Annotated in this window: 14 protein-coding genes and 3 rRNA genes; 11 read left to right on the top strand and 6 right to left on the bottom strand. The window is 63.5% G+C overall.

Going from position 1 to position 23,289, the window contains the following annotated elements:
• Window positions 1–60: 60 nt before the first annotated feature.
• From QNO08_RS12000 to metG, 5 genes are all read left to right on the top strand, one after another.
• Window positions 61–1,968 carry an acetolactate synthase large subunit gene (locus tag QNO08_RS12000; protein WP_229965278.1) on the top strand — a complete coding sequence of 636 codons (1,908 nt, stop codon included), beginning with the start codon at window positions 61–63 and terminating at the stop codon, window positions 1,966–1,968.
• Window positions 1,969–1,971: 3 nt separating this feature from the next.
• Complete coding sequence (gene ilvN / locus QNO08_RS11995; protein ID WP_229965279.1) at window positions 1,972–2,484, top strand: acetolactate synthase small subunit; 513 nt, start codon at window positions 1,972–1,974, stop codon at window positions 2,482–2,484.
• A 58-nt stretch (window positions 2,485–2,542) separates the two neighbouring features.
• Window positions 2,543–3,568 (top strand): ketol-acid reductoisomerase, encoded by a 1,026-nt coding sequence (ilvC, locus tag QNO08_RS11990; RefSeq protein WP_229965280.1) that lies wholly within the window; start codon window positions 2,543–2,545, stop codon window positions 3,566–3,568.
• A 182-nt stretch (window positions 3,569–3,750) separates the two neighbouring features.
• Window positions 3,751–5,346 carry a phosphoglycerate dehydrogenase gene (gene serA / locus QNO08_RS11985; protein ID WP_229965281.1) on the top strand — a complete coding sequence of 532 codons (1,596 nt, stop codon included), beginning with the start codon at window positions 3,751–3,753 and terminating at the stop codon, window positions 5,344–5,346.
• 230 nt (window positions 5,347–5,576) lie between these two features.
• On the top strand, window positions 5,577–7,136 hold the full coding sequence (gene metG, locus QNO08_RS11980; protein WP_229965282.1) for a methionine--tRNA ligase: 1,560 nt from the start codon (window positions 5,577–5,579) through the stop codon (window positions 7,134–7,136).
• A 104-nt stretch (window positions 7,137–7,240) separates the two neighbouring features.
• Here the strand turns inward: metG and QNO08_RS11975 are convergent, their stop codons facing one another.
• From QNO08_RS11975 to QNO08_RS11950, 6 genes are all read right to left on the bottom strand, one after another.
• A complete protein-coding gene (locus QNO08_RS11975) occupies window positions 7,241–7,771 on the bottom strand; it encodes a hypothetical protein (RefSeq protein WP_229965283.1) in 531 nt (176 codons plus the stop codon).
• Window positions 7,772–7,908: 137 nt separating this feature from the next.
• Complete coding sequence (locus QNO08_RS11970) at window positions 7,909–10,422, bottom strand: ABC transporter permease (RefSeq protein WP_229965284.1); 2,514 nt, start codon at window positions 10,420–10,422, stop codon at window positions 7,909–7,911.
• A gap of 2 nt (window positions 10,423–10,424) precedes the next feature.
• A complete protein-coding gene (locus tag QNO08_RS11965) occupies window positions 10,425–11,189 on the bottom strand; it encodes an ABC transporter ATP-binding protein (protein WP_229965285.1) in 765 nt (254 codons plus the stop codon).
• Window positions 11,190–11,258: 69 nt separating this feature from the next.
• The gene (locus tag QNO08_RS11960) at window positions 11,259–11,573 is read right to left on the bottom strand and encodes an MmcQ/YjbR family DNA-binding protein (protein ID WP_229965286.1); all 315 of its coding nucleotides are present in this window, start codon (window positions 11,571–11,573) and stop codon (window positions 11,259–11,261) included.
• A 48-nt stretch (window positions 11,574–11,621) separates the two neighbouring features.
• The gene (locus QNO08_RS11955) at window positions 11,622–12,362 is read right to left on the bottom strand and encodes a response regulator (protein ID WP_229965287.1); all 741 of its coding nucleotides are present in this window, start codon (window positions 12,360–12,362) and stop codon (window positions 11,622–11,624) included.
• Window positions 12,363–12,364: 2 nt separating this feature from the next.
• On the bottom strand, window positions 12,365–13,645 hold the full coding sequence (locus QNO08_RS11950) for a sensor histidine kinase (protein ID WP_229965288.1): 1,281 nt from the start codon (window positions 13,643–13,645) through the stop codon (window positions 12,365–12,367).
• 247 nt (window positions 13,646–13,892) lie between these two features.
• On the opposite strand from QNO08_RS11950, the gene QNO08_RS11945 reads away from it, so the two are divergent.
• From QNO08_RS11945 to rrf, 6 genes are all read left to right on the top strand, one after another.
• Window positions 13,893–14,954 (top strand): 3-isopropylmalate dehydrogenase, encoded by a 1,062-nt coding sequence (locus tag QNO08_RS11945; RefSeq protein WP_229965289.1) that lies wholly within the window; start codon window positions 13,893–13,895, stop codon window positions 14,952–14,954.
• Window positions 14,955–15,016: 62 nt separating this feature from the next.
• Window positions 15,017–16,123, top strand: coding sequence for a branched-chain amino acid aminotransferase (locus tag QNO08_RS11940; RefSeq protein ID WP_229965290.1), 1,107 nt, complete (start codon window positions 15,017–15,019; stop codon window positions 16,121–16,123).
• Between the two features lie 23 nt (window positions 16,124–16,146).
• Window positions 16,147–16,926, top strand: a complete 780-nt coding sequence (locus QNO08_RS11935) for an MBL fold metallo-hydrolase (RefSeq protein ID WP_229965291.1) — start codon at window positions 16,147–16,149, stop codon at window positions 16,924–16,926.
• 601 nt (window positions 16,927–17,527) lie between these two features.
• Window positions 17,528–19,055, top strand: a 16S ribosomal RNA gene (locus tag QNO08_RS11930).
• A gap of 538 nt (window positions 19,056–19,593) precedes the next feature.
• Window positions 19,594–22,759 (top strand): 23S ribosomal RNA (locus tag QNO08_RS11925).
• A gap of 279 nt (window positions 22,760–23,038) precedes the next feature.
• A 5S ribosomal RNA gene (rrf, locus tag QNO08_RS11920) occupies window positions 23,039–23,155 on the top strand.
• The 16S, 23S and 5S rRNA genes sit together here, the layout of an rRNA operon.
• Window positions 23,156–23,289: the final 134 nt, after the last annotated feature.

Raw genomic sequence — 23,289 nt, 5'->3', positions numbered from 1 at the left:
TGACCGTCCGGGCGGCCGCCGCAACAGATCACATGAATAAGTATCCGTAAGGAAGTCTTTATGAGTAAGGGATCGCCAATCAGCCCATCGCTGATGGCCAACAAGGCCAGCGCTGCCGCCAAGGCGGCAGCGGGCAAGACGCGTGATGTTGCCTCCTCCATGTCAGTGCCGTCCGAAGCCGTAGACAACCGGGTCCAGGGCCCCAACAACGTGGTCCCTCCCACCGAGATGACCGGTTCAAAGGCCATCGTCCGCGCGTTGGAGGAACTCGGCGTCGACGACATCTTCGGACTGCCGGGCGGCGCGATCCTTCCGACGTATGACCCGCTCATGGATTCCACGAAGCTCCGGCACATCCTGGTCCGGCATGAGCAGGGCGCCGGCCACGCCGCCGAGGGCTACGCCATGGTCACCGGCCGCGCCGGTGTCTGCATCGCCACCTCGGGCCCCGGAGCCACCAACCTGGTCACCGCCATCGCCGACGCCCACATGGACTCCGTTCCCATGGTGGCCATCACCGGGCAGGTGTCCAGCGCCTTCATCGGCACCGATGCGTTCCAGGAAGCGGACATCGTGGGCATCACCATGCCCATCACCAAGCATTCCTATCTGGTGACCGACCCGGACGACATTCCCCGGGTTCTCGCCGAGGCATTCCACATCGCCACCACCGGCCGCCCCGGACCGGTGCTGGTGGACATTTCCAAGGACGCGCAGCAGGCCAAGACCACGTTTTCCTGGCCGCCCAAGATCGACCTGCCCGGCTACCGGACCGTGGTGCGCGGACACTCCAAGCAGGTGCGCGAAGCGGCCCGCCTGATCGCTGCCTCGCAGCGCCCGGTGTTCTACGTCGGCGGCGGCGTGCTGAAGGCCGATGCCTCGCCGGAGCTGTTGGAGCTGGCTGAGGTGGTGGGCGCCCCCGTGGTCACCACGCTGCAGGCCCGCGGCGTCTTCCCGGACTCGCATCCGCAGCACGCGGGCATGCCCGGCATGCACGGCTCCGTCGCGGCGGTTGCAGCACTGCAGCAGTCAGACCTGCTCATCACTCTCGGCGCGCGTTTTGATGACCGCGTCACCGGGGTGCTCTCCTCCTTCGCCCCCGGCGCCAAGGTCATCCACGCGGACATCGACCCCGCCGAGATTTCCAAGAACCGCCCGGCGGACGTGCCGATCGTCGGGTCGGTCAAGGAGATCATTCCCGAACTGGCCGACGCCGTCCGCACCCAGTTTGCCGCGGCACGCCCGGACATCGCTCCGTGGTGGGCGGTCATCGACCGGCTGCGCCAGACGTATCCGATGGGCTTCAGCGAACCAGATGACGGGCACATTGCCCCGCAAAAGGTCATCGAGCGCATCGGCGCGCTCACCGGGCCCGACGGCGTCTACGTGGCCGGCGTCGGCCAGCACCAGATGTGGGCCGCGCAGTTCATCAAGTACGAGCGCCCCCGCGCTTGGCTGAACTCCGGCGGACTGGGCACCATGGGCTACTCGGTTCCCGCCGCCATGGGCGCCAAGGTCGGCAACCCGGACCGCGTGGTCTGGGCGATCGACGGCGACGGCTGCTTTCAGATGACCAACCAGGAACTTGCCACCTGCGTGATCAACAAGATCCCGATCAAGGTCGCCATCATCAACAACTCCTCGCTGGGCATGGTCCGGCAGTGGCAGACGCTCTTTTACGAGTCCCGCTACTCCAACACCGACCTGAACACCGGTCATGACACCGTCCGGATCCCGGACTTCGTCAAGCTTGCCGACGCGTACGGCTGTGTCGGGCTGCGCTGCGAACGCGATGAGGACATCGATGACACCATCCGCCAAGCTCTGGCCATCAACGACCGGCCCGTCGTGATCGACTTCGTGGTCAGCCGCGATTCGATGGTCTGGCCGATGGTTCCCTCCGGTGTGCCCAATGACCTGATCCAGATTGCCCGCAACATGACACCCAAATGGGAAGAGGAGGACTAGAACATGGAACGCCACACTCTTTCCGTACTGGTCGAAGACGTACCCGGTGTCCTGACCCGGGTTGCCTCCCTGTTTGCCCGCCGGGCCTTCAACATCAATTCTTTGGCCGTCGGCCCCTCGGAAGTGCCGGGCCTGTCCCGCATCACCGTGGTGGTCGAGGCCGAGGGTGACCTGCTCGAACAGGTCACCAAGCAACTGAACAAGCTCGTCAACGTCATCAAGATTGTCGAGCTGGTTCCCGAGTCTTCCGTGCAACGCGACCACATCTTGGTCAAGGTTCGCGCGGATGCCGCAACACGGCTGCAGGTAACCCAGGCAGCCGAGCTGTTCCGTTCTTCAGTGGTTGACGTGTCCACCGACTCGCTGATCGTTGAAGCCACAGGCACCGCCGAAAAGCTCAACGCACTCCTCGCAGTGCTTGAACCCTTTGGCATCCGCGAAATAGTTCAATCCGGAACGCTGGCCATCGGCCGCGGCTCGAAATCCATGGGCGACCGCGCCCTGCGCAGCGCCTAGGCTTCCACCGCAGTTTCGCATCAACCTTCATCCAAGAAAATTCAGTAGGAGACACACTGTGACTGACATGTATTACGACGACGACGCCGACCTGTCCATCATCCAGGGACGCACCGTCGCGGTCATCGGCTACGGCAGCCAGGGCCACGCCCACGCCCTCAGCCTCCGCGATTCCGGCGTCGACGTCCGCGTTGGCCTCAAGGAAGGCTCGAAGTCCCGTGCCAAGGCCGAGGCCGAGGGGCTGCGCGTGCTGAACGTCGCCGACGCCGTCGCCGAAGCCGACCTGATCATGGTGCTGACCCCGGACCAGGTGCAGCGCTTCGTGTACGCCGAGGACATCGCCCCGAACCTGCAGGCCGGCGACGCCCTGTTCTTCGGCCACGGCTTCAACATCCGTTACGGCTACATTCAGCCGCCGGCCGACGTCGACGTCGCGCTGGTTGCGCCCAAGGGCCCGGGCCACATCGTCCGCCGCGAATTCGAAGCCGGCCGCGGTGTTCCCGACCTGATCGCCGTCGAGCAGAACCCGTCCGGCAAGGCCAAAGAACTGGCCCTGTCCTACGCCAAGGCCATCGGCGGCACGCGTGCCGGCGTCATTGAGACCACCTTCACCGAAGAGACCGAGACGGACCTCTTCGGCGAGCAGGCAGTCCTATGCGGCGGTGCGTCGCAGCTGATCCAGTACGGCTTCGAGACCCTGACCGAGGCCGGCTACAAGCCGGAGGTCGCGTACTTCGAGGTGCTGCACGAGCTCAAGCTGATTGTTGACCTGATGGTCGAGGGCGGCATCGCCAAGCAGCGCTGGAGCGTCTCCGACACCGCCGAATACGGCGACTACGTCTCGGGCCCGCGCGTCATCACGCCCGAGGTGAAGGAAAACATGAAGGCCGTCCTCGCGGACATCCAGAACGGCGCCTTCGCCAAGCGGTTCATCGACGACCAGGACGCCGGCGCTCCGGAGTTCAAGGAACTGCGCCAGAAGGGCGAAGACCACCCGATCGAGTCCACGGGCCGCGAACTGCGCAAGCTCTTCTCCTGGATCAAGTCCGACGACGACTACACCGAAGGCTCCGTCTCCCGCTAACGGAACGTTGCCGGTAACACTGGGTCCTGATTGAGCGTGCCCAGCAGCGAAACGATAAGCTCGAATGAGCAAGCCGTTTCGGTAAAGAGGCCGGTCCCGGTTTATCGGGCCCGGCCTCTTTGCGCAGAAAATCGCTTCACCAAGATCCCCACCAGAATCCACCACAGCTAAAGAGGTCACCGGTGACAGCCACCAAGCCCGTCGTACTCATTGCGGAAGAACTTTCCCCGGCCACGGTTCAGGCCCTGGGCCCGGACTTCGAAATCCGCTCCACCAACGGAGCGGACCGGTCGGAGCTGCTCGCCGCAATCGCCGACGTCGACGCCATCCTGGTGCGTTCCGCCACGCAGGTCGACGCCGAAGCGATCGCCGCCGCTCCGAAGCTCAAGGTCATCGCCCGTGCCGGCGTGGGCCTGGACAACGTGGACATCAAGGCCGCCACCCAGGCCGGTGTCATGGTGGTGAACGCCCCCACCTCCAACATCATCTCCGCCGCGGAACTGACCGTGGGCCACATCCTGTCCCTGGCCCGCCACATTCCGCAGGCCAGCGCCGCGCTCAAGGGCGGCGAGTGGAAGCGTTCGAAGTACTCCGGCATCGAGCTGTTCGAGAAGAAGATCGGCATCATCGGCCTGGGCCGCATCGGCGCCCTCGTCGCCGCCCGGCTGCAGGGCTTCGGCACCGAAATCCTTGCCTACGACCCGTACATCACCTCGGCACGAGCCGCGCAGCTGAACGTGAAGCTGGTAACCCTCGACGAGCTGCTGGAACAGGCAGACTTCGTCACCATCCACATGCCCAAGACCCCCGAAACGCTGGGCATGCTCGGCGCCGAAGCCTTCGAGAAGATGAAGGACACCGCCTACGTGGTGAACGTCGCCCGCGGCGGCCTCGTCGATGAAGACGCCCTCTACACGGCTCTCACCGAGGGCAAGATCGCCGGCGCCGGCGTGGATGTCTTCGTCAAGGAACCCTCCACCGGCCTGCCGTTCCAGTCCCTGGACAACGTCATCGTCACCCCGCACCTGGGCGCCTCCACCGCCGAGGCGCAGGAAAAGGCCGGCGTCTCGGTCGCCAAGTCCGTCCGCCTCGCCCTGGCCGGTGAACTGGTGCCCGACGCCGTGAACGTGGCCGGCGGCGTCATCGCCGAAGAGGTCCGCCCGGGCATCCCGCTGATCGAAAAGCTGGGCCGCATCTTCACGGCGCTGGCGCACGACTCGGTCACCGCCATCGACATCGAGGTGGCCGGCGAGATCGCCGCCCTGGACGTCAAGGCGCTGGAACTGGCAGCACTGAAGGGCCTCTTCACGGACATCGTGTCCGAGCAGGTCTCCTACGTGAACGCCCCGGTGCTGGCCGAGCAGCGCGGCATTGAGGTCCGGCTGCTGAAGACCGCCGAGGTGGTCGACTACCGCAACGTGCTGACCATCCGCGGCGCGCTCTCCGACGGCACCCAGCTGGAGGTCGCCGGCACCCTGACCGGTCCGAAGCAGATCGAGAAGCTCGTGGGCGTCAACGGCTACGAGGTGGAAATCCCGATCAGTGAGCACCTGCTGGTGCTCATCTACACGGACCGTCCCGGCGTCATCGGCGCCCTGGGCCGGATTCTGGGCGAGAAGGACATCAACATTGCCGGCATGCAGGTGGCCCGCAACAGCGAAGGCGGCCAGGCGCTGTCCCTGCTGACCGTTGATTCCTCGGTGCCGCAGGACGTGCTGGAAAACCTGCGCACCGAAATCGGCGCCACGGTGGTCCGCGAGGTCGACCTGCAGGGCTAACTCCCGGCGGGCCAGCCCGCATGCAGTGCCGCAGCACCAGAAGGCCGGTCCCATTCGGGGCCGGCCTTTTTGCTGCCGATCCGTCGTGCGGATAACGGGGCATCAGTACCGTCGGTCCGATCTACCGTGCAGATAACGGGACATCAAAATATCCATCCCTGCCTGGCCTCCTGGCGGCACGGGAACAGGCCGAAGCGACAACGGCGGGGGAAACAGGGTAATTTTCTTATGTGACTTCTTCCGATTCCCAGACCCCGTTCTACATCACCACGGCCATCTCCTATCCCAACGGAGTGCCCCATATCGGCCACGCGTACGAGGCCATTGCCACCGACGCCATGGCCCGCTTCAAGCGCCTGGACGGGTACGACGTCTTCTTCATGACCGGCACCGACGAGCATGGCCTGAAGATGCAGCAGTCAGCGGACAAGGAAGGCATCACCGCCAAGGAACTGGCGGACCGGAACTCGGCTGCCTTCGCGCAGATGAGCCGGGACCTGAACATCTCGCACGACCGGTTCATCCGCACCACCGACAAGGACCACTACGCCGCGGCGCAGGCCATCTGGAAGCGGATGGAGGAGAAGGGCGACATTTACCTCTCCAAGTACGCCGGCTGGTATTCGGTCCGGGATGAGGCCTACTACTCCGAGGACGAAACCGAGCTGCGCGAGGACGGCATCCGCTACTCCAAGGAGACGGACACCGAGCTGACTTGGACCGAAGAGGAAAGCTACTTCTTCCGCCTTTCCGCCTACCAGGACAAGCTGCTGGCCCTGTACGAAGCCCGGCCGGGCTTCGCCGCGCCGCAGTCCAAGTTCAACGAGGTCATCAGCTTCGTCAAGGGCGGCCTGGAAGACCTGTCCATTTCCCGCACCACCTTCGACTGGGGTGTCCCGGTTCCGGGCAACCCCGAGCACGTGATGTACGTGTGGGTGGACGCGCTGACCAACTACCTCACCGGCGTCGGCTTCCCCGATGTGGAGTCCGAGTCCTTCAAGAAGTACTGGCCGGCGGATGTGCACGTCATCGGCAAGGACATTTCCCGGTTCCACGCCATCTTCTGGCCGGCGTTCCTGATGTCCGCGGACCTGGAGCTGCCCAAGCGCGTGATGATCCACGGCTTCCTGCACAACAAGGGCGTCAAGATGTCCAAGTCGCTGGGCAACGTGGTGGCGCCCAAGGAGTGGGCGGACCAGTACGGCCTGGACTCGGTCCGGTTCTTCCTGCTGCGCGAGGTGCCCTTCGGCGGCGACGGCTCCTACAGCCACGAGGCAGTGGTGGGCCGGATGAACTCCGACCTGGCCAACAACCTGGGCAACCTGGCCCAGCGGTCCCTGTCCATGGTGGCCAAGAACTGCGGCGCCGCGGTGCCGCAGCCCGGCGAGTTCACCGCCGAGGACAAGGCCATCCTGGCCGCCGCCGGCGAGCTGCTGGACATTTCCCGGCAGGCCTACGACGTCCAGGACTTCCACGGCGCACTAGAGGCCACCTGGAAGGTCCTCGGCGACACCAACGCCTACTTCGCCGAGCAGGCGCCCTGGGTGCTGCGGAAGACCGACGTCGAGCGCATGAACACGGTGCTGTACGTAACGCTCGAGGTGCTGCGCATCGTGGCCATCCTCGTTCAGCCGGTCATGCCGGACAGCGCGGCCAAGCTTCTGACGGTGCTGGGCCAGGACGACGGCGATGCCCGCCAGTTCAGCGCGATCGCCGCGCCGCTGGTGCCGGGCACTCCGCTGCCGGCGCCCGCACCGGTCTTCCCGAGGTATGAGGAGCCCGCCGAGTAGCAACGCTGCCCAGCCCGCGAAATAGCAGAAAGTGCCCTTCTGAACGCTCAGAAGGGCACTTTCTGCCATTTCGCGGGGCTGTGTGAGTGCGGGGAGGGGGTGTCCTAGGAACCGGAACGGAGCGGCCCGGTCAGGAAACGCGCCGGAGCCGTTTCCTGCATCACCCGGGCGACGGCGTCCTGCTGCCGGCGGGCCATTTCCAGCATGTCCTTCAGCCGGGACACATTGAACCGGTGGTCGTGCGGGGCCAGCGCCAGCAGCGTCCGCCACAGGCACTCCTTGGCCCTCACAATGGCCTGCAGCGTTTCCAGCTCGAACTGTCCCGACGTTCCGCCGCCGGTGCTCAGCGGATTGAGCGGCCCCAGCCGTCCCGCGGCGGCCCCGGCCATGGCGAGCGCCTTCTTGAACTTGCTCCGGCGGTAGCCCAGGGTAAGGATCAGCTGTTCCAGCTCATCGCGTTCCCCGGCAATCTCTTGCTCCAGGTCGGCGAAAGTCTGCTCGTACTTGGAGCCGGCCCAGGTCCGGCGGGCAGCACCAAAAAGCCGCACCCCCGTTTCCGCCCCCAGCAGATGATCATCCAGGTAGGCGGACAGTGACGCGTGCTCGGGTTTCCACCCGGCGCCGGAATCAGACATGGCGTGCTCCTTCAATTAGTGCTGATCAGTCTGCTGATTATCCTGTCAGATCCCGGCACCGGCCGCGAGTTCCCGGGCCGCGGAACGGCCGGGAACCCGCCGCAGAGACCCGCCCCGGAAACCTGCCGCGGCAACGGTCAGTCCGCTGCCAGCCCGGCCACGGGGGAGAGGCGTGCCGCACGGCGGGCGGGCAGCACCGACGCCAGCAGGCCGGCCAGGATCGCCACGGCCAGGACGGCCAGGAGCTGCAGCCACGGGACAGCCAGCGCCACATCAGCGAAGGAACCTAGGGCTGACCTTGCCCCGAGCCAGCCGTACACCGCACCGAGCACGCAGCCGAACAGTGCCGCGACGCCGGCGATCAAGAGCGCTTCCAGGGCGAGCATGCCGCGCAGCTGGCCCCGGGTCAGGCCCAGCGCGCGCAGCAGCGAGGACTCGCGGGTGCGTTCGAGGACCGAGAGGGACAGCGTGTTGGCCACCCCCACCAGGGCGATCACCACGGCCACCGCAAGCAGGCCGGTCACCACCATTAGCAGGACATCGATGACCTGTTCGAAGGCCGCGCGTTCCATGACGGCGCCCGAAACCATGTAGTCGTCCACCCCCATGGTTTCGGCAAGCTCGGTCTGCAGGTCCTTGAGCTCTCCGTTGCTGAGGCCTTCCGCCACCGAGATCCACACCTGGGGCTGGAGGTAGGCGTCGCCGGTTTCCGGAACTCCGCCGAGGGCCTGCGCGGTGTCGGCGCTGATCAGCGGCCGCAGCTGGCTGCTGCCGGCCACCACGACGTCGAGTTCGACGGCGGATTCGGCACCCTGCACCGTAACGGTCTTGGCGGTGGTGCTCTGCGGCATGAGGATCGTGCCGGGGGTGAGTTTCAGGGTTTGGTCCTGAAGGACTGCGGCGGCGTCGGCCGGCTCCAGGGCATAAACGCCTTCAGGCTGTCCGTACATCTGCGTGGTTCCCACCACGGGCAGCAGCACCGCTTCGGCTACGCCGTCGACGCCCCGGGCCGCTTCCGCGTCGGCGGCGGTCAGCGGCGAATCGCCCAGGGCGCCGCCGCGGACGCTGACGTCCACGGGGAACTCGGCGGCGAGGACGCTGTCCAGCGAGGTCCGGGCCGTGGCGGCACCGGTCATCATCATCGCCACCAGGGTCACGCCGATCAGCAGGGCCGAGGACGTGGCCGCCGTGCGCTGGGGGTTGCGGACGGCATTAACCGCCGCGAGCTTGCCCGGCACGCCCAGGGGAGCGGCCAGGGTGCCGACGGCGCGGACCAGCGGCGGCACAAACAGCGTGGCGCACATCAGGATGCCGACAAAACTCAGCATTCCGCCCGGAACAGCCAGCATCAGGTCATTGACGGAAGCACCGTAGCCGAGCAGCGCTGCGCCGGCGGCCAGCAGGACCAGTCCGATGACCAGCCGGATCCGTCCGCTCCGGGTGCCGGCACGGACGTCCTCGGCCGGGCGGAGAGCCGCCAGGGGCGCAACGGCTGTTGCCGCGCGGGCCGGCACCAGTGCGGAAAGCAGTGTCAGGAGAATGCCGACGCCGAGGCCGGTGACGACCGCGAGCGGGCTGACCGCCAAAGTGGCAAAGCTGCTCGCGGTGTCCGTTTTCAGGAAGGTCACGATGACAGCCACGAGGCCGACGGCGGCCGCCACGCCGAGTATCGAGGACACGATGCCAACCAGCGCCGCTTCCGTGATGACGGAGCGGCGGATCTGCTTTCGGCTGGCGCCGATGCAGCGCAGCAGCGCCAGTTCACGTGTCCGCTGGGCCACCAGCACCGAGAAGGTGTTGGAAACCACGAGGGCGCAGACCAGCAGGGCCACGGCTGCGAAGGCCAGGAGGACAATGGTCAGGGCGTCTTCGCCGCCGGTGAACTGCGCAACGGCTTCCTCGGTCTGTTCCGCCGAGGTGCGGACGGCGATGCCGTCCAGACCGGCGTCCGTGAGGTTCTGCTCCAGCTGCGTCCGGACCCCGGCCGCCCCGGCATCGTCAGCCAGGGCCAGCTGAATGGTGGAGAACCCCTGTTCCGCCTCCGCGAACAGAGATGCGGTTGCTTCGGAGGAGTAGAGCTGAGGCGTACCCATCATCGAGGGATTGTTCGAGGTCGATACGACGGCGCTGACGGTCAGGTCCGCGGCCCGCGTATCGGAGGGGTCTCCGGTGCTTGATGAAACCGGGACGGTGGAACCGATGGACAGGTTGTAGCGGGTGGCGGTGTCCTGGTCCACGGCCACCTGGCTGTCGCTCGAGGGAAGGGTTCCCAGCACTACGTCCACGGGCAGCAGTTCCGCCGACGACGGGGTGTTCAACAGCTGGGCGAAGACCGTCTTCGTTCCGCCGGCGAAATTAACGTAGGCCGACTGCACCGGATAGACGGCGTCCACGCCGGGAACGCTGCGCACCGCCTCAACAGCGTCTTCGGTGAGGATCACGCCCTCGGGCAGATAGGACGGCACTTCGCTGGCGAGGATCAGGTCGGCGTTGCGGAATCCCTCGCCCACGCTCTGCTCCAGGGAGGCCTTGGAGGAGGAATTGATGACCAGGGTGGCGGTCAGGAACCCGACGGCGATCATCACGGCCAGGGAGACGGCGATGAAGCGGCGGGCGTTCAGGCGCACCTGCGCCAGGGCTACCTGCAGCATGCTCAGGCCCCCAGTTTGGTCAGGGCGGCGAGCACGGTTTCCGGCGTCGGGCTGGCCAGTTCGCCCACCAGTTCGCCGTCGTTCATCAGGACCACCCGGTCGGCGTAGGACGCGGCCACCGGATCATGGGTCACCATGATGATGCTCTGGCCCATTTCCCGGGTGGAGCGCCGCAGCAGGGAGAGCACCTCGGCGCCGGACTTCGAATCCAGGTTGCCGGTGGGCTCGTCCCCGAAGACCACGTGCGGGCGGGTCAGCAGGGCGCGGGCGACGGCGACGCGCTGCTGCTGGCCGCCGGAGAGCTCGTGGGGGCGGTGCGTCAGCCGGCCGGTGAGGCCAAGCGTCTCGGTAATGTACCTCAGCCACCCGGAGTCCACTTTGCCGTTGGCCAGGGCCACGGGCAGCGTAATGTTCTGTTCCGCCGTGAGGGTGGGCACCAGGTTGAAGGACTGGAAGACGAAGCCGACGTTGTCGCGGCGCAGGCGGGTAAGCTCGGCGTCCTTCAGGGCGGTGATCTCCGTGTCCCCGATCCAGATCCGGCCCGAATCGGCGGTGTCGAGACCTGCCAGGCAGTGCATGAGGGTGGATTTGCCGGATCCGGAGGGACCCATGATCGCGGTGAAGGTGCCGGCGTCGAAGGTGACGTCCACGTTGGACAGGGCATGGACGGCGGTGTCCCCGGAGCCGTAGGTCTTGTTCAGGGAGCGGGCGGCTGCGGCGGCCGTGGTGCCGCCGGGCACGGAAGATGTCTCGGTAAGGGTTGTCATACCCCCAAAGCTATTTCCCGCGGCCCCTGCGCACATCGGAGGAGGGTAGGGGATCCGGGAACATGCTTCTCATACCGTGGGGGGAAGGGGACCGGCCAGCCGGTAGGACTCCAGGAGCAGCTCCTCCAGTTCGGCCCGGTTCACGCGGTCCAGCCGCACCAGCACCAGCATCGGGGACCGGTTGTGATGGGGAGTCCAGTAGAAGATGTCCGGGTCGGTGCCCGCGAGCGCTTCCCGTTCCTCCGTTTTGACGGTCAGCACACCCTCCTCCCAGATCCGGGCCATCAGGGTGCGGGCAAACCAGGCGGGCTGCTGCCAGCTCAGCCGTTCGGTGACGCCGGGCAGCGCCAGGCAGAGGGAGCGGACGTCGGTTTCGCTGGGCATCGGACACCTCCGGAACCGGGGCACCTCAGCGGTTGGGGAGTCCCCGGGCTACGGAGCGACGATACCGGTCTCGTAGGCGATCACAACAGCCTGCACCCGGTCCCGGGCTCCGAGCTTGGCCAGGATGTGGCTGACATGCGTTTTGACCGTGGCATCGGACAGGAACAGGCGGGCGGCGATTTCCGGATTGGACAGCCCCTGGGCAATCAGCCCGAACACCTCGCGCTCGCGGGGAGTGAGGCGTTCGACGTCGGCGGCATGCCGGCTGACTTCGGCGGTGGGTGAACGGAGCAGCGGCGCCACATGGTCCAGCAGCCGGCGGGTGGTAGACGGCGCAATCACCGCGTCGCCGCGGTACACGGTGCGGATGGCCTCCAACAGCTCCTCCGGCGGTGCGTCTTTCAGCAGGAAGCCGCTGGCTCCGGCCCGGATGGCGGAGAGGGCATATTCGTCCAGGTCGAAGGTGGTCAGCACCACCACCTTCAGGTCCGGGTCGGTGGATCCCTTGGGCTGTGCCGCGGCACGTTCCAGGAGCCGGGCGGTCGCCTCGATCCCGTCCATGCCGGGCATGCGCACGTCCATGAGGACGACGTCGGCGCGGACCGCCGAGAGGGCCTGCAGCGCTTCGCGTCCGTTGCCGGCCTCGGCCACCACCGTGAGATCCGGCTGGGAATTGATCAGCATCTTGAAGCCGCCGCGCACCAGCTGCTGGTCATCAACCAGCGCCACCCGGATGGGGGCGGGAGCGGGGGCGGCAGCTTCGGACAGGGGCGGCAGGGTGCCGGTCATGCTCAGGCCTCCGTGTAGGGAATGAATGCGGTAACGCGGAATCCTCCGCCGGCCGCAGGAGCGGCAACCAGTCTTCCATCGTAGAGGGCCACCCGCTCCGCCATGCCGTTGATGCCCTGGCCGGACCCCGAGGTGGGGACCGGTCCGGAACCGGGCACAGGTCCGGAACCGGGCACAGGTCCGGAACCGGCAAAGGGCGGAGCAGCCGGGGGAGGAGGAGTCGGGCCTTCCGCACCTGCGCCGCGGCCGTCGTCGTGCACCGCGATCTCGAGTCCTCGGGGCGTCCACTGCAGATCGACGCCGGCCTGCACCGTTGGGCCCGCGTGCTTAAGGACATTGGTCAGCGATTCCTGGATGACCCGGTAGGCAGTCAGCTCGGCGCCGGGGGGAAGCTGCCGGCGCATCGTGCCGGTCTCGGTCACGGCCACCTGCACTCCGGCGCGCTTCACGGCGTCCACCAGCTCGGGGATGTCGGCCAGCGACGGCAGCGGGCGGGTGGAAGCGAGCTCGTCGCCGCGCAGGACCCCGAGCAGGCGGCGCATTTCGCGCAGCGAGCCGCGCCCGGTTTCAGCGATGGTGGCCAGGGTCCGGGGTGCAATGTCCGGATCGGAGGCGCTCGCATACCGGGCGCCGTCGGCCTGGGTGATGATGACCGAGAGGGAGTGTGCCACGATGTCGTGCATTTCCCGGGCGATGTGGGTGCGCTCATCGGCGGCGGCCAGGTCACGTTCCTGCTGGCGTTCCACTTCCAGCCGGCGGGCGTGGTCCCGCAGCGCGTCCATGGCGAGCCTGCGGGTGCGGGTCAGGTCGCCGAAGGTCCAGGCGACCACGACCACCGCTTCGACCGCGACGAGACCGACAAAGGAGACAATCAGAGCGTGCGGGCCGCTGAGATAGGGGAACGAGAAATACCGGAACATAAAGAGTGCACCGCCAACAAGGGCCAGGGCCAGCCCGGCCAGGCTCACCCAGCGCGGGGCGAAGGCGGCCAGGGAGTGCACGGTGGCGAGCACAAAGATGTCAGCCGGCAGCCCGGTGACCGGAACCAGGACCAGCTGCAGCAGGCAGGCCGCGGCCTGGATGCCCGCGGCGGTCACCGGGCGGGTCCGCCGCCACGCCAGGGGAAGGCAGATGGCAACTGAGAGGACGAACTCCACCAGGTAAGTGCGGCCGCTCAGCAGGAAGGGGAAGGCAAATAGAGCCGTGGCGGCCAGCGCCTGAAAGAGGTTGACCTTGAACGGATTCGCCTGCGTCCAGGCATGGATTCGACGGTGCACGAGCATGGAAACCAACTCTAGGGCCAGTTCATTTACCCGCGCCTCATCCCACAGGGTGATCTGTCTTTCCGCGAACCGGCAGAAAGTGCACGTCCCAGCCCCGGGAAGCGCACTTTCTGCCGTCTCGGTGGACGACGGCGAACGGCGAACGACGGACGACGGCGGGGTGGAGTGTTGCGCGGGGAATCCTGCCACCTGTCCAGCATGTGGGACGGTTTGCCCGGGATATGGACAGCGTTCCTAGACTGTCGATATGAGCGAACAGCCCACCACAGTTTCCCTGGCCGTCATTTCCGGCGACGGCATTGGCCCCGAAGTCACCGCCGAGGCCGTCAAGGTCCTGCTGGCCGTCACCGGCGGCGGTCCCGTCCGCTTCGAGCTGACCGAATATCCGCTGGGTGCCGAGCACTGGCTAGCGACCGGGGAAACCCTTCCGGAGGAAACCCTGGAGGCGCTCAAGCAGCACGACGCCATCCTGTTCGGCGCCGTGGGCGCTGCCCCGGGGGATACGAGCATTCCGTCAGGGCTGATTGAACGCGAGATGCTGCTGAAGCTGCGCTTCAGCCTCGACCACTACGTCAACCTCCGTCCGTCCCGGCTCTATCCCGGCGTGGCCAGTCCGCTGGCCAATCCCGGAACCGTTGATTTCGTGGTGGTCCGGGAAGGCACCGAGGGGCCGTACACCGGCAACGGCGGCGTGCTCCGCGAAGACACCGCGCACGAGGTGGCCACCGAGGTCTCCCTGAACACTGCCTACGGCGTGGAGCGCGTGGTCCGCGACGCCTTCCGCCGCGCGAATGACCGTCCGCGCAAAAAGCTCACGCTGGTCCATAAGCACAACGTGCTGGTCTATGCCGGCCGGCTCTGGAAACGGACGGTGGAACGCGTCGCCGCCGAATTCCCCGAGGTGAGCCACGACTACCTGCACGTGGATGCGGCCACCATCTTCATGGTCACGGACCCCGCCCGGTTTGACGTCATCGTCACCGACAACCTGTTCGGCGACATCATCACCGACCTCGCCGCGGCGGTGACCGGCGGCATCGGCCTGGCGGCGTCCGGCAACCTCAATATGGACGGTACCTTCCCGTCCATGTTCGAGCCGGTGCACGGCTCCGCCCCTGACATCGCCGGCCAGCAAAAGGCCGACCCCACCGCCGCCATCCTCTCCGCCGCCCTGCTGCTGCGCCACCTGGGGCTGGAAAAAGAGGCCGCCCGCGTGGAGGAAGCGGTGGAGGACGACGTCGCCGGCCGCACCGGGGAACCGCGGACGACGGCGACCATCGGCAATGCGATAAGCGCAGCCGTGTCCTAAGCTCGGAAGGTACCAGTACCCATTTTCGTCGGGCGGCCGCGCCGCCCACCGTGGAGGAAAAAATGTCTGTCAGTGCTCTGGAATTCAGCCAGGAGCTCTCTGCCCACCCGAAGCCGGCCGAGGAGCGTGCGGCCATTCTGGCCAATCCCGGATTCGGAGACTACTTCACGGACCACACCGCAGTCATTGACTTCAAGGTCGACGACTCCGGTGCCGGTGTCTGGCAGAACGCCCGGATTGAACCGTACGGTCCGATTGCCATGGACCCGGCCGCTGCAGTGCTGCACTACGGCCAGGAGGTCTTCGAGGGATTGAAGGCGTACCGCCACGCCGACGGCTCCGTCTGGACGTTCCGCCCCGAAGCGAACGCGGCCCGGATGAACCTCTCCGCCCGGCGTCTGGCACTGCCGGAGCTGCCCGAGGAGCTGTTCCTGGAATCCCTGCGCCGGCTGGTGTCCGTGGATTCCGGCTGGATCCCGGAGGGCGACGGCGCTGCTCTGTACCTGCGGCCGTTCATGATCGCCACCGAGGCGTTCCTAGGTGTTCGTCCGGCACGTGAGGTTTCCTACCGGGTTATTGCTTCGCCGGCCGGCAACTACTTCGGCGGCGAACTGAAGCCCGTCTCCATCTGGCTCTCCACCAAGTACGCCCGCGCCGGCCGCGGCGGCACCGGCGAAGCCAAGTGCGGCGGCAACTACGCGGCCTCGCTGATCGCCCAGATGGAAGGCGAAGCACACGGCTGCAAGCAGGTGCTGTTCCTGGATGAGTTCAACGACAATGCGGTGGAAGAACTCGGCGGAATGAACGTGTTCTTCGTGTTCAAGGACGGTTCGCTGGTGACACCGGCCCTGTCCGGCACCATCCTGCACGGCATCACCCGTTCCTCCGTCCTGCAGCTGGGCCGGGACCGCGGCTTGAACGTCCAGGAACGCAAGATCACCCTGGACGAATGGCGCGACGGCGTGGCCTCCGGCGACATCACCGAGGTCTTTGCCTGTGGCACCGCCGCGGTCATCACCCCGGTGGGTGAGCTGAAGACCGAAACCGAAACCATCGGCTCACCCGACGCCGTCGCCGGTCCCGTCACCATGTCCATCCGCGAACAGCTTCTGGGTGTTCAGACCGGCACCGTGGAAGACACCCACGGCTGGCTGACGCGCCTGGCCTGACGCCGGCTTAATAAAGGAACCCGATGTCCACCACCGTCCTCACCCGCAGCAGCCCGCTGACCCGCTTTGCCCTGGCGCCGAACCCCGGTCCCATGAGCCTGGAGGGAACCAACAGCTATGTTGTTGCAGCAAACGGTGCAGAACGCGTGGCGGTGGTGGACCCCGGGCCGCTGGACGAGGGTCACCTGCAGCTGCTGGTCTCGGCCGGCTCTGTGGAGCTGGTCCTGATCACACACCGGCACGCCGATCACACGGAGGCCAGCCGGCGCTTTGCCGAAATGACCGGGGCACCCGTCCGTGCCCTGGATCCGGCTTTTTGCGTAAACGGTCCGCCCCTGGCCGACGGTGAGGAACTGCAGGCCGGGGGAGTGGACATCCGCGTGGTGGCAACTCCCGGGCACACTTCCGATTCCGTCTCGTTCCATCTGCCCGCCGACGGACCGGGCGGCTCCGTGCTGACCGGAGACACCATCCTGGGACGCGGCACGACAGTGCTGGATTTTCCGGACGGCACGCTGGGGGATTACCTGGCGAGCCTGGAGCGGCTGGCAGCACTCGGTCATGCAACAGTGCTGCCGGGGCACGGACCCGTTTTGCCGGATCTCAGCTCCGTGGTGCTGACCTACCGCGACCACCGCGAGGAGCGGCTGGAGCAGATCCGCGCCGCCCTGGCGGAGGCCGGGCCTGATGCCGGGGTTTCCCGCATCGCTGATCTGGTCTACACCGACATTCCGGCCAACGTTCGAGGTGCCGCTGAACTGTCGGTGGCGGCGCAGCTGCAGTACCTGCGCGAACAGCTGTGAGTACAACCACCGCGATCGAACTTGCGGGCAAGGGCTGAAGCGTCGCACACTGGATTTAGTCCGCTTCACCTGCAGTACCGGTGCAGCGGAACCCGCACTCGGGTGCCGGTTTGGGCAGCATGCAGGAGGTCACACTCCAGCGGTTTGCGCCGACCGCCGAGGGTGTGTAAAGTTTAGTGAGTTGCCCCGGTGAGCGCCTGACAGACATGTTCTGCAAGTGAGACTCCCGGACTCGGCAGCCACAACCCATCACAACGCAACGGACAAGATCCGGAAGCTTCGTGGCGGGTTCACCCGGTTGTTTCGGCCAGGTTCCGCGGATAACGCGGAATTGCTAAAACTGTCCGGATGAAATAGAATAAAGAAACACTGCAGCGAAGAGAAAAGAAAGACATTCAATTGTTTTTCCGAGTATTTCGGATGCATCTGTTGTTTGAGAACTCAATAGTGTGCCAAGTTTATTGATACCAATTATTTTAATTGGTTGAACTGGTTCTTCCGCCCACCCCGTGGGTTGGGAGGACTTTTTTAGCTGGTTTCGAATTTAGTGCAGGACCGTGCAGCCAATTTTCCTTGGCTCCGGTGCTGTGTCTGTAACACATTTACGGAGAGTTTGATCCTGGCTCAGGATGAACGCTGGCGGCGTGCTTAACACATGCAAGTCGAACGATGACTTTTGTGCTTGCACAAAATGATTAGTGGCGAACGGGTGAGTAACACGTGAGTAACCTGCCCTTAACTTCGGGATAAGCCTGGGAAACCGGGTCTAATACCGGATACGACGGTCCACCGCATGGTGGTCCGTGGAAAGCTTGATGCGGTTTTGGATGGACTCGCGGCCTATCAGCTAGTTGGTTGGGGTAATGGCCCACCAAGGCGACGACGGGTAGCCGGCCTGAGAGGGTGACCGGCCACACTGGGACTGAGACACGGCCCAGACTCCTACGGGAGGCAGCAGTGGGGAATATTGCACAATGGGCGAAAGCCTGATGCAGCGACGCCGCGTGAGGGACGAAGGCCTTCGGGTTGTAAACCTCTTTCAGCAGGGAAGAAGCGAAAGTGACGGTACCTGCAGAAGAAGCGCCGGCTAACTACGTGCCAGCAGCCGCGGTAATACGTAGGGCGCAAGCGTTATCCGGAATTATTGGGCGTAAAGAGCTCGTAGGCGGTTTGTCGCGTCTGCTGTGAAAGCCCGGGGCTCAACCCCGGGTCTGCAGTGGGTACGGGCAGACTAGAGTGCAGTAGGGGAGACTGGAATTCCTGGTGTAGCGGTGAAATGCGCAGATATCAGGAGGAACACCGATGGCGAAGGCAGGTCTCTGGGCTGTAACTGACGCTGAGGAGCGAAAGCATGGGGAGCGAACAGGATTAGATACCCTGGTAGTCCATGCCGTAAACGTTGGGCACTAGGTGTGGGGGACATTCCACGTTTTCCGCGCCGTAGCTAACGCATTAAGTGCCCCGCCTGGGGAGTACGGCCGCAAGGCTAAAACTCAAAGGAATTGACGGGGGCCCGCACAAGCGGCGGAGCATGCGGATTAATTCGATGCAACGCGAAGAACCTTACCAAGGCTTGACATGAACCGGAAAAGCGTAGAAATACGCTCCCCACTTGTGGTCGGTTTACAGGTGGTGCATGGTTGTCGTCAGCTCGTGTCGTGAGATGTTGGGTTAAGTCCCGCAACGAGCGCAACCCTCGTTCTATGTTGCCAGCGCGTTATGGCGGGGACTCATAGGAGACTGCCGGGGTCAACTCGGAGGAAGGTGGGGACGACGTCAAATCATCATGCCCCTTATGTCTTGGGCTTCACGCATGCTACAATGGCCGGTACAAAGGGTTGCGATACTGTGAGGTGGAGCTAATCCCAAAAAGCCGGTCTCAGTTCGGATTGAGGTCTGCAACTCGACCTCATGAAGTTGGAGTCGCTAGTAATCGCAGATCAGCAACGCTGCGGTGAATACGTTCCCGGGCCTTGTACACACCGCCCGTCAAGTCACGAAAGTTGGTAACACCCGAAGCCGGTGGCCTAACCCCTTGTGGGAGGGAGCCGTCGAAGGTGGGACCGGCGATTGGGACTAAGTCGTAACAAGGTAGCCGTACCGGAAGGTGCGGCTGGATCACCTCCTTTCTAAGGAGCACCTCAGAGTTTTCCGTGTCCTTCCACAGTGTTGGAGGCGGGCTTTGCAGGAGATGCCCATCTCGGAGACATTCGTTCTCCGGTGGGTGCTCAAGGGTGGAATATCAATAAGCAGGTGCCCGGCGTTGAGCCTGGCAGTCTAGTACGCCGTGCGTGCCCCACTTGTGGGGCGTTGTATTGGTTGGAAACCGCTGCCGGTCTTCAAGTACCGGGTTTTTCCGTTTGGCACACTGTTGGGTCCTGAGACAACAGGACCGAAGAATTTCAAGCCTTCTTGAAGGGTTGGAAGGAACACGGTTTCGTGTTGTTTCTGATTGTTCCTGCGCAGGTCCAAGACCGTCCACGGTGAATACGTGGTGGTGGCGGGGTGTGACGGGGTTGTTGTTTGAGAACTACATAGTGGACGCGAGCATCTTAAAATTATTAAGTGCAATTTCAGATAAACCTGGTGCTCCGGGTCATGCCCTTGCGGTGTGGTCCGGTGTTGTCATGGTTTTCTCGATAGCAGGAAATATTTATTGATCTTTGTGGTCAAGTTTTTAAGGGCACACGGTGGATGCCTTGGCATCAGGAGCCGAAGAAGGACGTAGGAATCTGCGATAAGCCTGGGGGAGTTGATAACCGAGCGTTGATCCCAGGATGTCCGAATGGGGAAACCCCGCCCGGCGCGCGAGTGACCGGGTGACCCGCATCTGAACACATAGGGTGCGTGGAGGGAACGTGGGGAAGTGAAACATCTCAGTACCCACAGGAAGAGAAAACAACAGTGATTCCGTTAGTAGTGGCGAGCGAACGCGGAAGAGGCTAAACCAGTGGTGTGTGATAGCCGGCGGGCGTTGCATCACTGGGGTTGCGGGACTTTCCGTACCGATTCTGCCGGATCGGTGAAGTGAGTGCAGATGCATAGGTGAACTGGTTTGAAAGCCAGGCCGTAGAGGGTGTTAGCCCCGTAACCGGAATGTATGCTGCCGCTTGGAGAGGATCCCAAGTAGCACGGGGCCCGAGAAATCCCGTGCGAATCTGCCAGGACCACCTGGTAAGCCTAAATACTCCCTGATGACCGATAGCGGACAAGTACCGTGAGGGAAAGGTGAAAAGTACCCCGGGAGGGGAGTGAAACAGTACCTGAAACCGTGTGCCTACAATCCGTTGGAGCAGGGCGATGCCACTTGTGGTGTCGTGCTTGTGACAGCGTGCCTTTTGAAGAATGAGCCTGCGAGTTAGTGTTACGTCGCGAGGTTAACCCGTGAGGGGAAGCCGTAGCGAAAGCGAGTCTGAACAGGGCGATGCAGTGGCGTGATCTAGACCCGAAGCGGAGTGATCTACCCATGGCCAGGTTGAAGCGCGTGTAAGAGCGCGTGGAGGACCGAACCCACTTCAGTTGAAAATGGAGGGGATGAGCTGTGGGTAGGGGTGAAAGGCCAATCAAACTCCGTGATAGCTGGTTCTCCCCGAAATGCATTTAGGTGCAGCGTTGCGTGTTTCTTACCGGAGGTAGAGCTACTGGATGGCTAATGGGCCCTACAAGGTTACTGACGTCAGCCAAACTCCGAATGCCGGTAAGTGAGAGCGCAGCAGTGAGACTGTGGGGGATAAGCTTCATAGTCGAGAGGGAAACAGCCCAGACCACCAACTAAGGCCCCTAAGCGTGTGCTAAGTGGGAAAGGATGTGGAGTTGCGAAGACAACCAGGAGGTTGGCTTAGAAGCAGCCATCCTTGAAAGAGTGCGTAATAGCTCACTGGTCAAGTGATTCCGCGCCGACAATGTAGCGGGGCTCAAGTACACCGCCGAAGTTGTGGCATTCAAATATTAGCCAAGCGGATGGTTTATCCATTTTCGTTCAAGCGTTTGGATGGGTAGGGGAGCGTCGTGTGGGCAGTGAAGTCGCGGTGTAAACCAGCGGTGGAGCCTACACGAGTGAGAATGCAGGCATGAGTAGCGAAAGACGGGTGAGAAACCCGTCCGCCGAATGATCAAGGGTTCCAGGGTCAAGCTAATCTGCCCTGGGTAAGTCGGGACCTAAGGCGAGGCCGACAGGCGTAGTCGATGGACAACGGGTTGATATTCCCGTACCGGCGAAAAACCGCCAATACCAAGCGGGGGACACTAACCGCCCAATACCTGACCGGCCGCCCTTGTGGCGACCCGGTTTTTGGTGGAGCGCGGGACCTGATCCTGGGAGGTAAGCGTATTAACAGGTGTGACGCAGGAAGGTAGCCGGGCCGGGCGATGGTTGTCCTGGTCTAAGGATGTAGGGTCAGCGATAGGTAAATCCGTTGCTGTGTCTTTGATGACGATACCTGAGATCTGATGGGACCCACTTTGGTGGGAATCCGGTGATCCTATGCTGCCTAGAAAAGCATCGGCGCGAGGTTTTAGCCGCCCGTACCCCAAACCGACACAGGTGATCAGGTAGAGAATACTAAGGCGATCGAGAGAATTATGGTTAAGGAACTCGGCAAAATGCCCCCGTAACTTCGGGAGAAGGGGGGCCCCAACCTTGATGGACACTTGCTGTCCGGAGGGGATCGGGGCCGCAGAGACCAGGGGGAAGCGACTGTTTACTAAAAACACAGGTCCGTGCGAAGTCGCAAGACGATGTATACGGACTGACTCCTGCCCGGTGCTGGAAGGTTAAGAGGACCGGTTAGCCCTTACGGGCGAAGCTGGGAATTTAAGCCCCAGTAAACGGCGGTGGTAACTATAACCATCCTAAGGTAGCGAAATTCCTTGTCGGGTAAGTTCCGACCTGCACGAATGGAGTAACGACTTCCCCGCTGTCTCAACCATAAACTCGGCGAAATTGCAGTACGAGTAAAGATGCTCGTTACGCGCAGCAGGACGGAAAGACCCCGAGACCTTTACTATAGTTTGGTATTGATATTCGGTGTGGCTTGTGTAGGATAGGTGGGAGACTGTGAGACCCGGACGCCAGTTCGGGTGGAGTCATCGTTGAAATACCACTCTGGTCATACTGGATATCTAACTTCGGCCCGTAATCCGGGTCAGGGACAGTGCCTGATGGGTAGTTTAACTGGGGCGGTTGCCTCCTAAAGAGTAACGGAGGCGCCCAAAGGTTCCCTCAGCCTGGTTGGCAATCAGGTGGCGAGTGTAAGTGCACAAGGGAGCTTGACTGTGAGAGAGACATCTCAAGCAGGGACGAAAGTCGGGACTAGTGATCCGGCGGTACATTGTGGAATGGCCGTCGCTCAACGGATAAAAGGTACCTCGGGGATAACAGGCTGATCTTGCCCAAGAGTCCATATCGACGGCATGGTTTGGCACCTCGATGTCGGCTCGTCGCATCCTGGGGCTGGAGTAGGTCCCAAGGGTTGGGCTGTTCGCCCATTAAAGCGGTACGCGAGCTGGGTTTAGAACGTCGTGAGACAGTTCGGTCCCTATCCGCTGCGCGCGCAGGAAATTTGAGAAGGGCTGTCCTTAGTACGAGAGGACCGGGACGGACGAACCTCTGGTGTGTCAGTTGTACTGCCAAGTGCACCGCTGATTAGCTACGTTCGGATGGGATAACCGCTGAAAGCATCTAAGCGGGAAGCCCGCTTCGAGATGAGATTTCCATACACCTTGTGTGTGAGAGGCCCCCAGCCAGACCACTGGGTTGATAGGCCGGATGTGGAAGCGGGGACTAAAGACCCGTGAAGCTGACCGGTACTAATAGGCCGATAACTTACACCACACCACAATCTGGGAGAACACGACTTCAAACGGTTCTCCAAAGTATAAAGGGTTGTGTTGATCATGCTGCTTGCGTCCACTATGTGGTTCCCGGATAACAAACCCGTGAGGTTTGTCACCCCTGGAACCGGCACCACCGCACCCTTCATTCGGGGTGGGTGCCGTATAATTACAGTTATAACTTCGCTATTGCAACACATTGTTTTTGATGGTGTGTTGTGTTGTGACCATTGATTTCCCCTCACCCAGGTTTGTTTATGGGTGGTGCGGGTGGAAGGGTTACGGCGGTCATAGCGTGGGGGAAACGCCCGGTCCCATTCCGAACCCGGAAGCTAAGACCCACAGCGCCGATGGTACTGCATCCGGGAGGATGTGGGAGAGTAGGTCACCGCCGGACAATATTTACGGTTGAAAGACACCGGTTGTTCAGAGAGTAAGGCCCCGCCATTGGCGGGGCCTTACTTGTTTAACACCTACTTGTTTAACCTGTGTGTTCCAGGCCCGCCGGCACCCCCCCGGGCCCTGGCTCGT

The organism is Arthrobacter sp. zg-Y820 (genome assembly GCF_030142155.1).
In the GTDB taxonomy this organism is placed as follows: domain Bacteria; phylum Actinomycetota; class Actinomycetes; order Actinomycetales; family Micrococcaceae; genus Arthrobacter_B.
The sequence above is the reverse complement of the archived record's forward strand: the minus strand, read 5'-3'. Positions and strand labels throughout refer to the sequence as shown.

What these genes read in the sequence shown, in the direction of transcription:
- QNO08_RS12000 (WP_229965278.1), top strand. Translation starts at nt 61, where the DNA reads ATGAGTAAGGGATCGCCAATCAGCCCATCGCTGATGGCCAACAAGGCC.
- ilvN (WP_229965279.1), top strand. Translation starts at nt 1,972, where the DNA reads ATGGAACGCCACACTCTTTCCGTACTGGTCGAAGACGTACCCGGTGTC.
- QNO08_RS11975 (WP_229965283.1), bottom strand. Translation starts at nt 7,771, where the DNA reads ATGTCTGATTCCGGCGCCGGGTGGAAACCCGAGCACGCGTCACTGTCC.
- QNO08_RS11970 (WP_229965284.1), bottom strand. Translation starts at nt 10,422, where the DNA reads ATGCTGCAGGTAGCCCTGGCGCAGGTGCGCCTGAACGCCCGCCGCTTC.
- QNO08_RS11965 (WP_229965285.1), bottom strand. Translation starts at nt 11,189, where the DNA reads ATGACAACCCTTACCGAGACATCTTCCGTGCCCGGCGGCACCACGGCC.
- QNO08_RS11960 (WP_229965286.1), bottom strand. Translation starts at nt 11,573, where the DNA reads ATGCCCAGCGAAACCGACGTCCGCTCCCTCTGCCTGGCGCTGCCCGGC.
- QNO08_RS11955 (WP_229965287.1), bottom strand. Translation starts at nt 12,362, where the DNA reads ATGACCGGCACCCTGCCGCCCCTGTCCGAAGCTGCCGCCCCCGCTCCC.
- QNO08_RS11950 (WP_229965288.1), bottom strand. Translation starts at nt 13,645, where the DNA reads ATGCTCGTGCACCGTCGAATCCATGCCTGGACGCAGGCGAATCCGTTC.
- QNO08_RS11945 (WP_229965289.1), top strand. Translation starts at nt 13,893, where the DNA reads ATGAGCGAACAGCCCACCACAGTTTCCCTGGCCGTCATTTCCGGCGAC.
- QNO08_RS11940 (WP_229965290.1), top strand. Translation starts at nt 15,017, where the DNA reads ATGTCTGTCAGTGCTCTGGAATTCAGCCAGGAGCTCTCTGCCCACCCG.
- QNO08_RS11935 (WP_229965291.1), top strand. Translation starts at nt 16,147, where the DNA reads ATGTCCACCACCGTCCTCACCCGCAGCAGCCCGCTGACCCGCTTTGCC.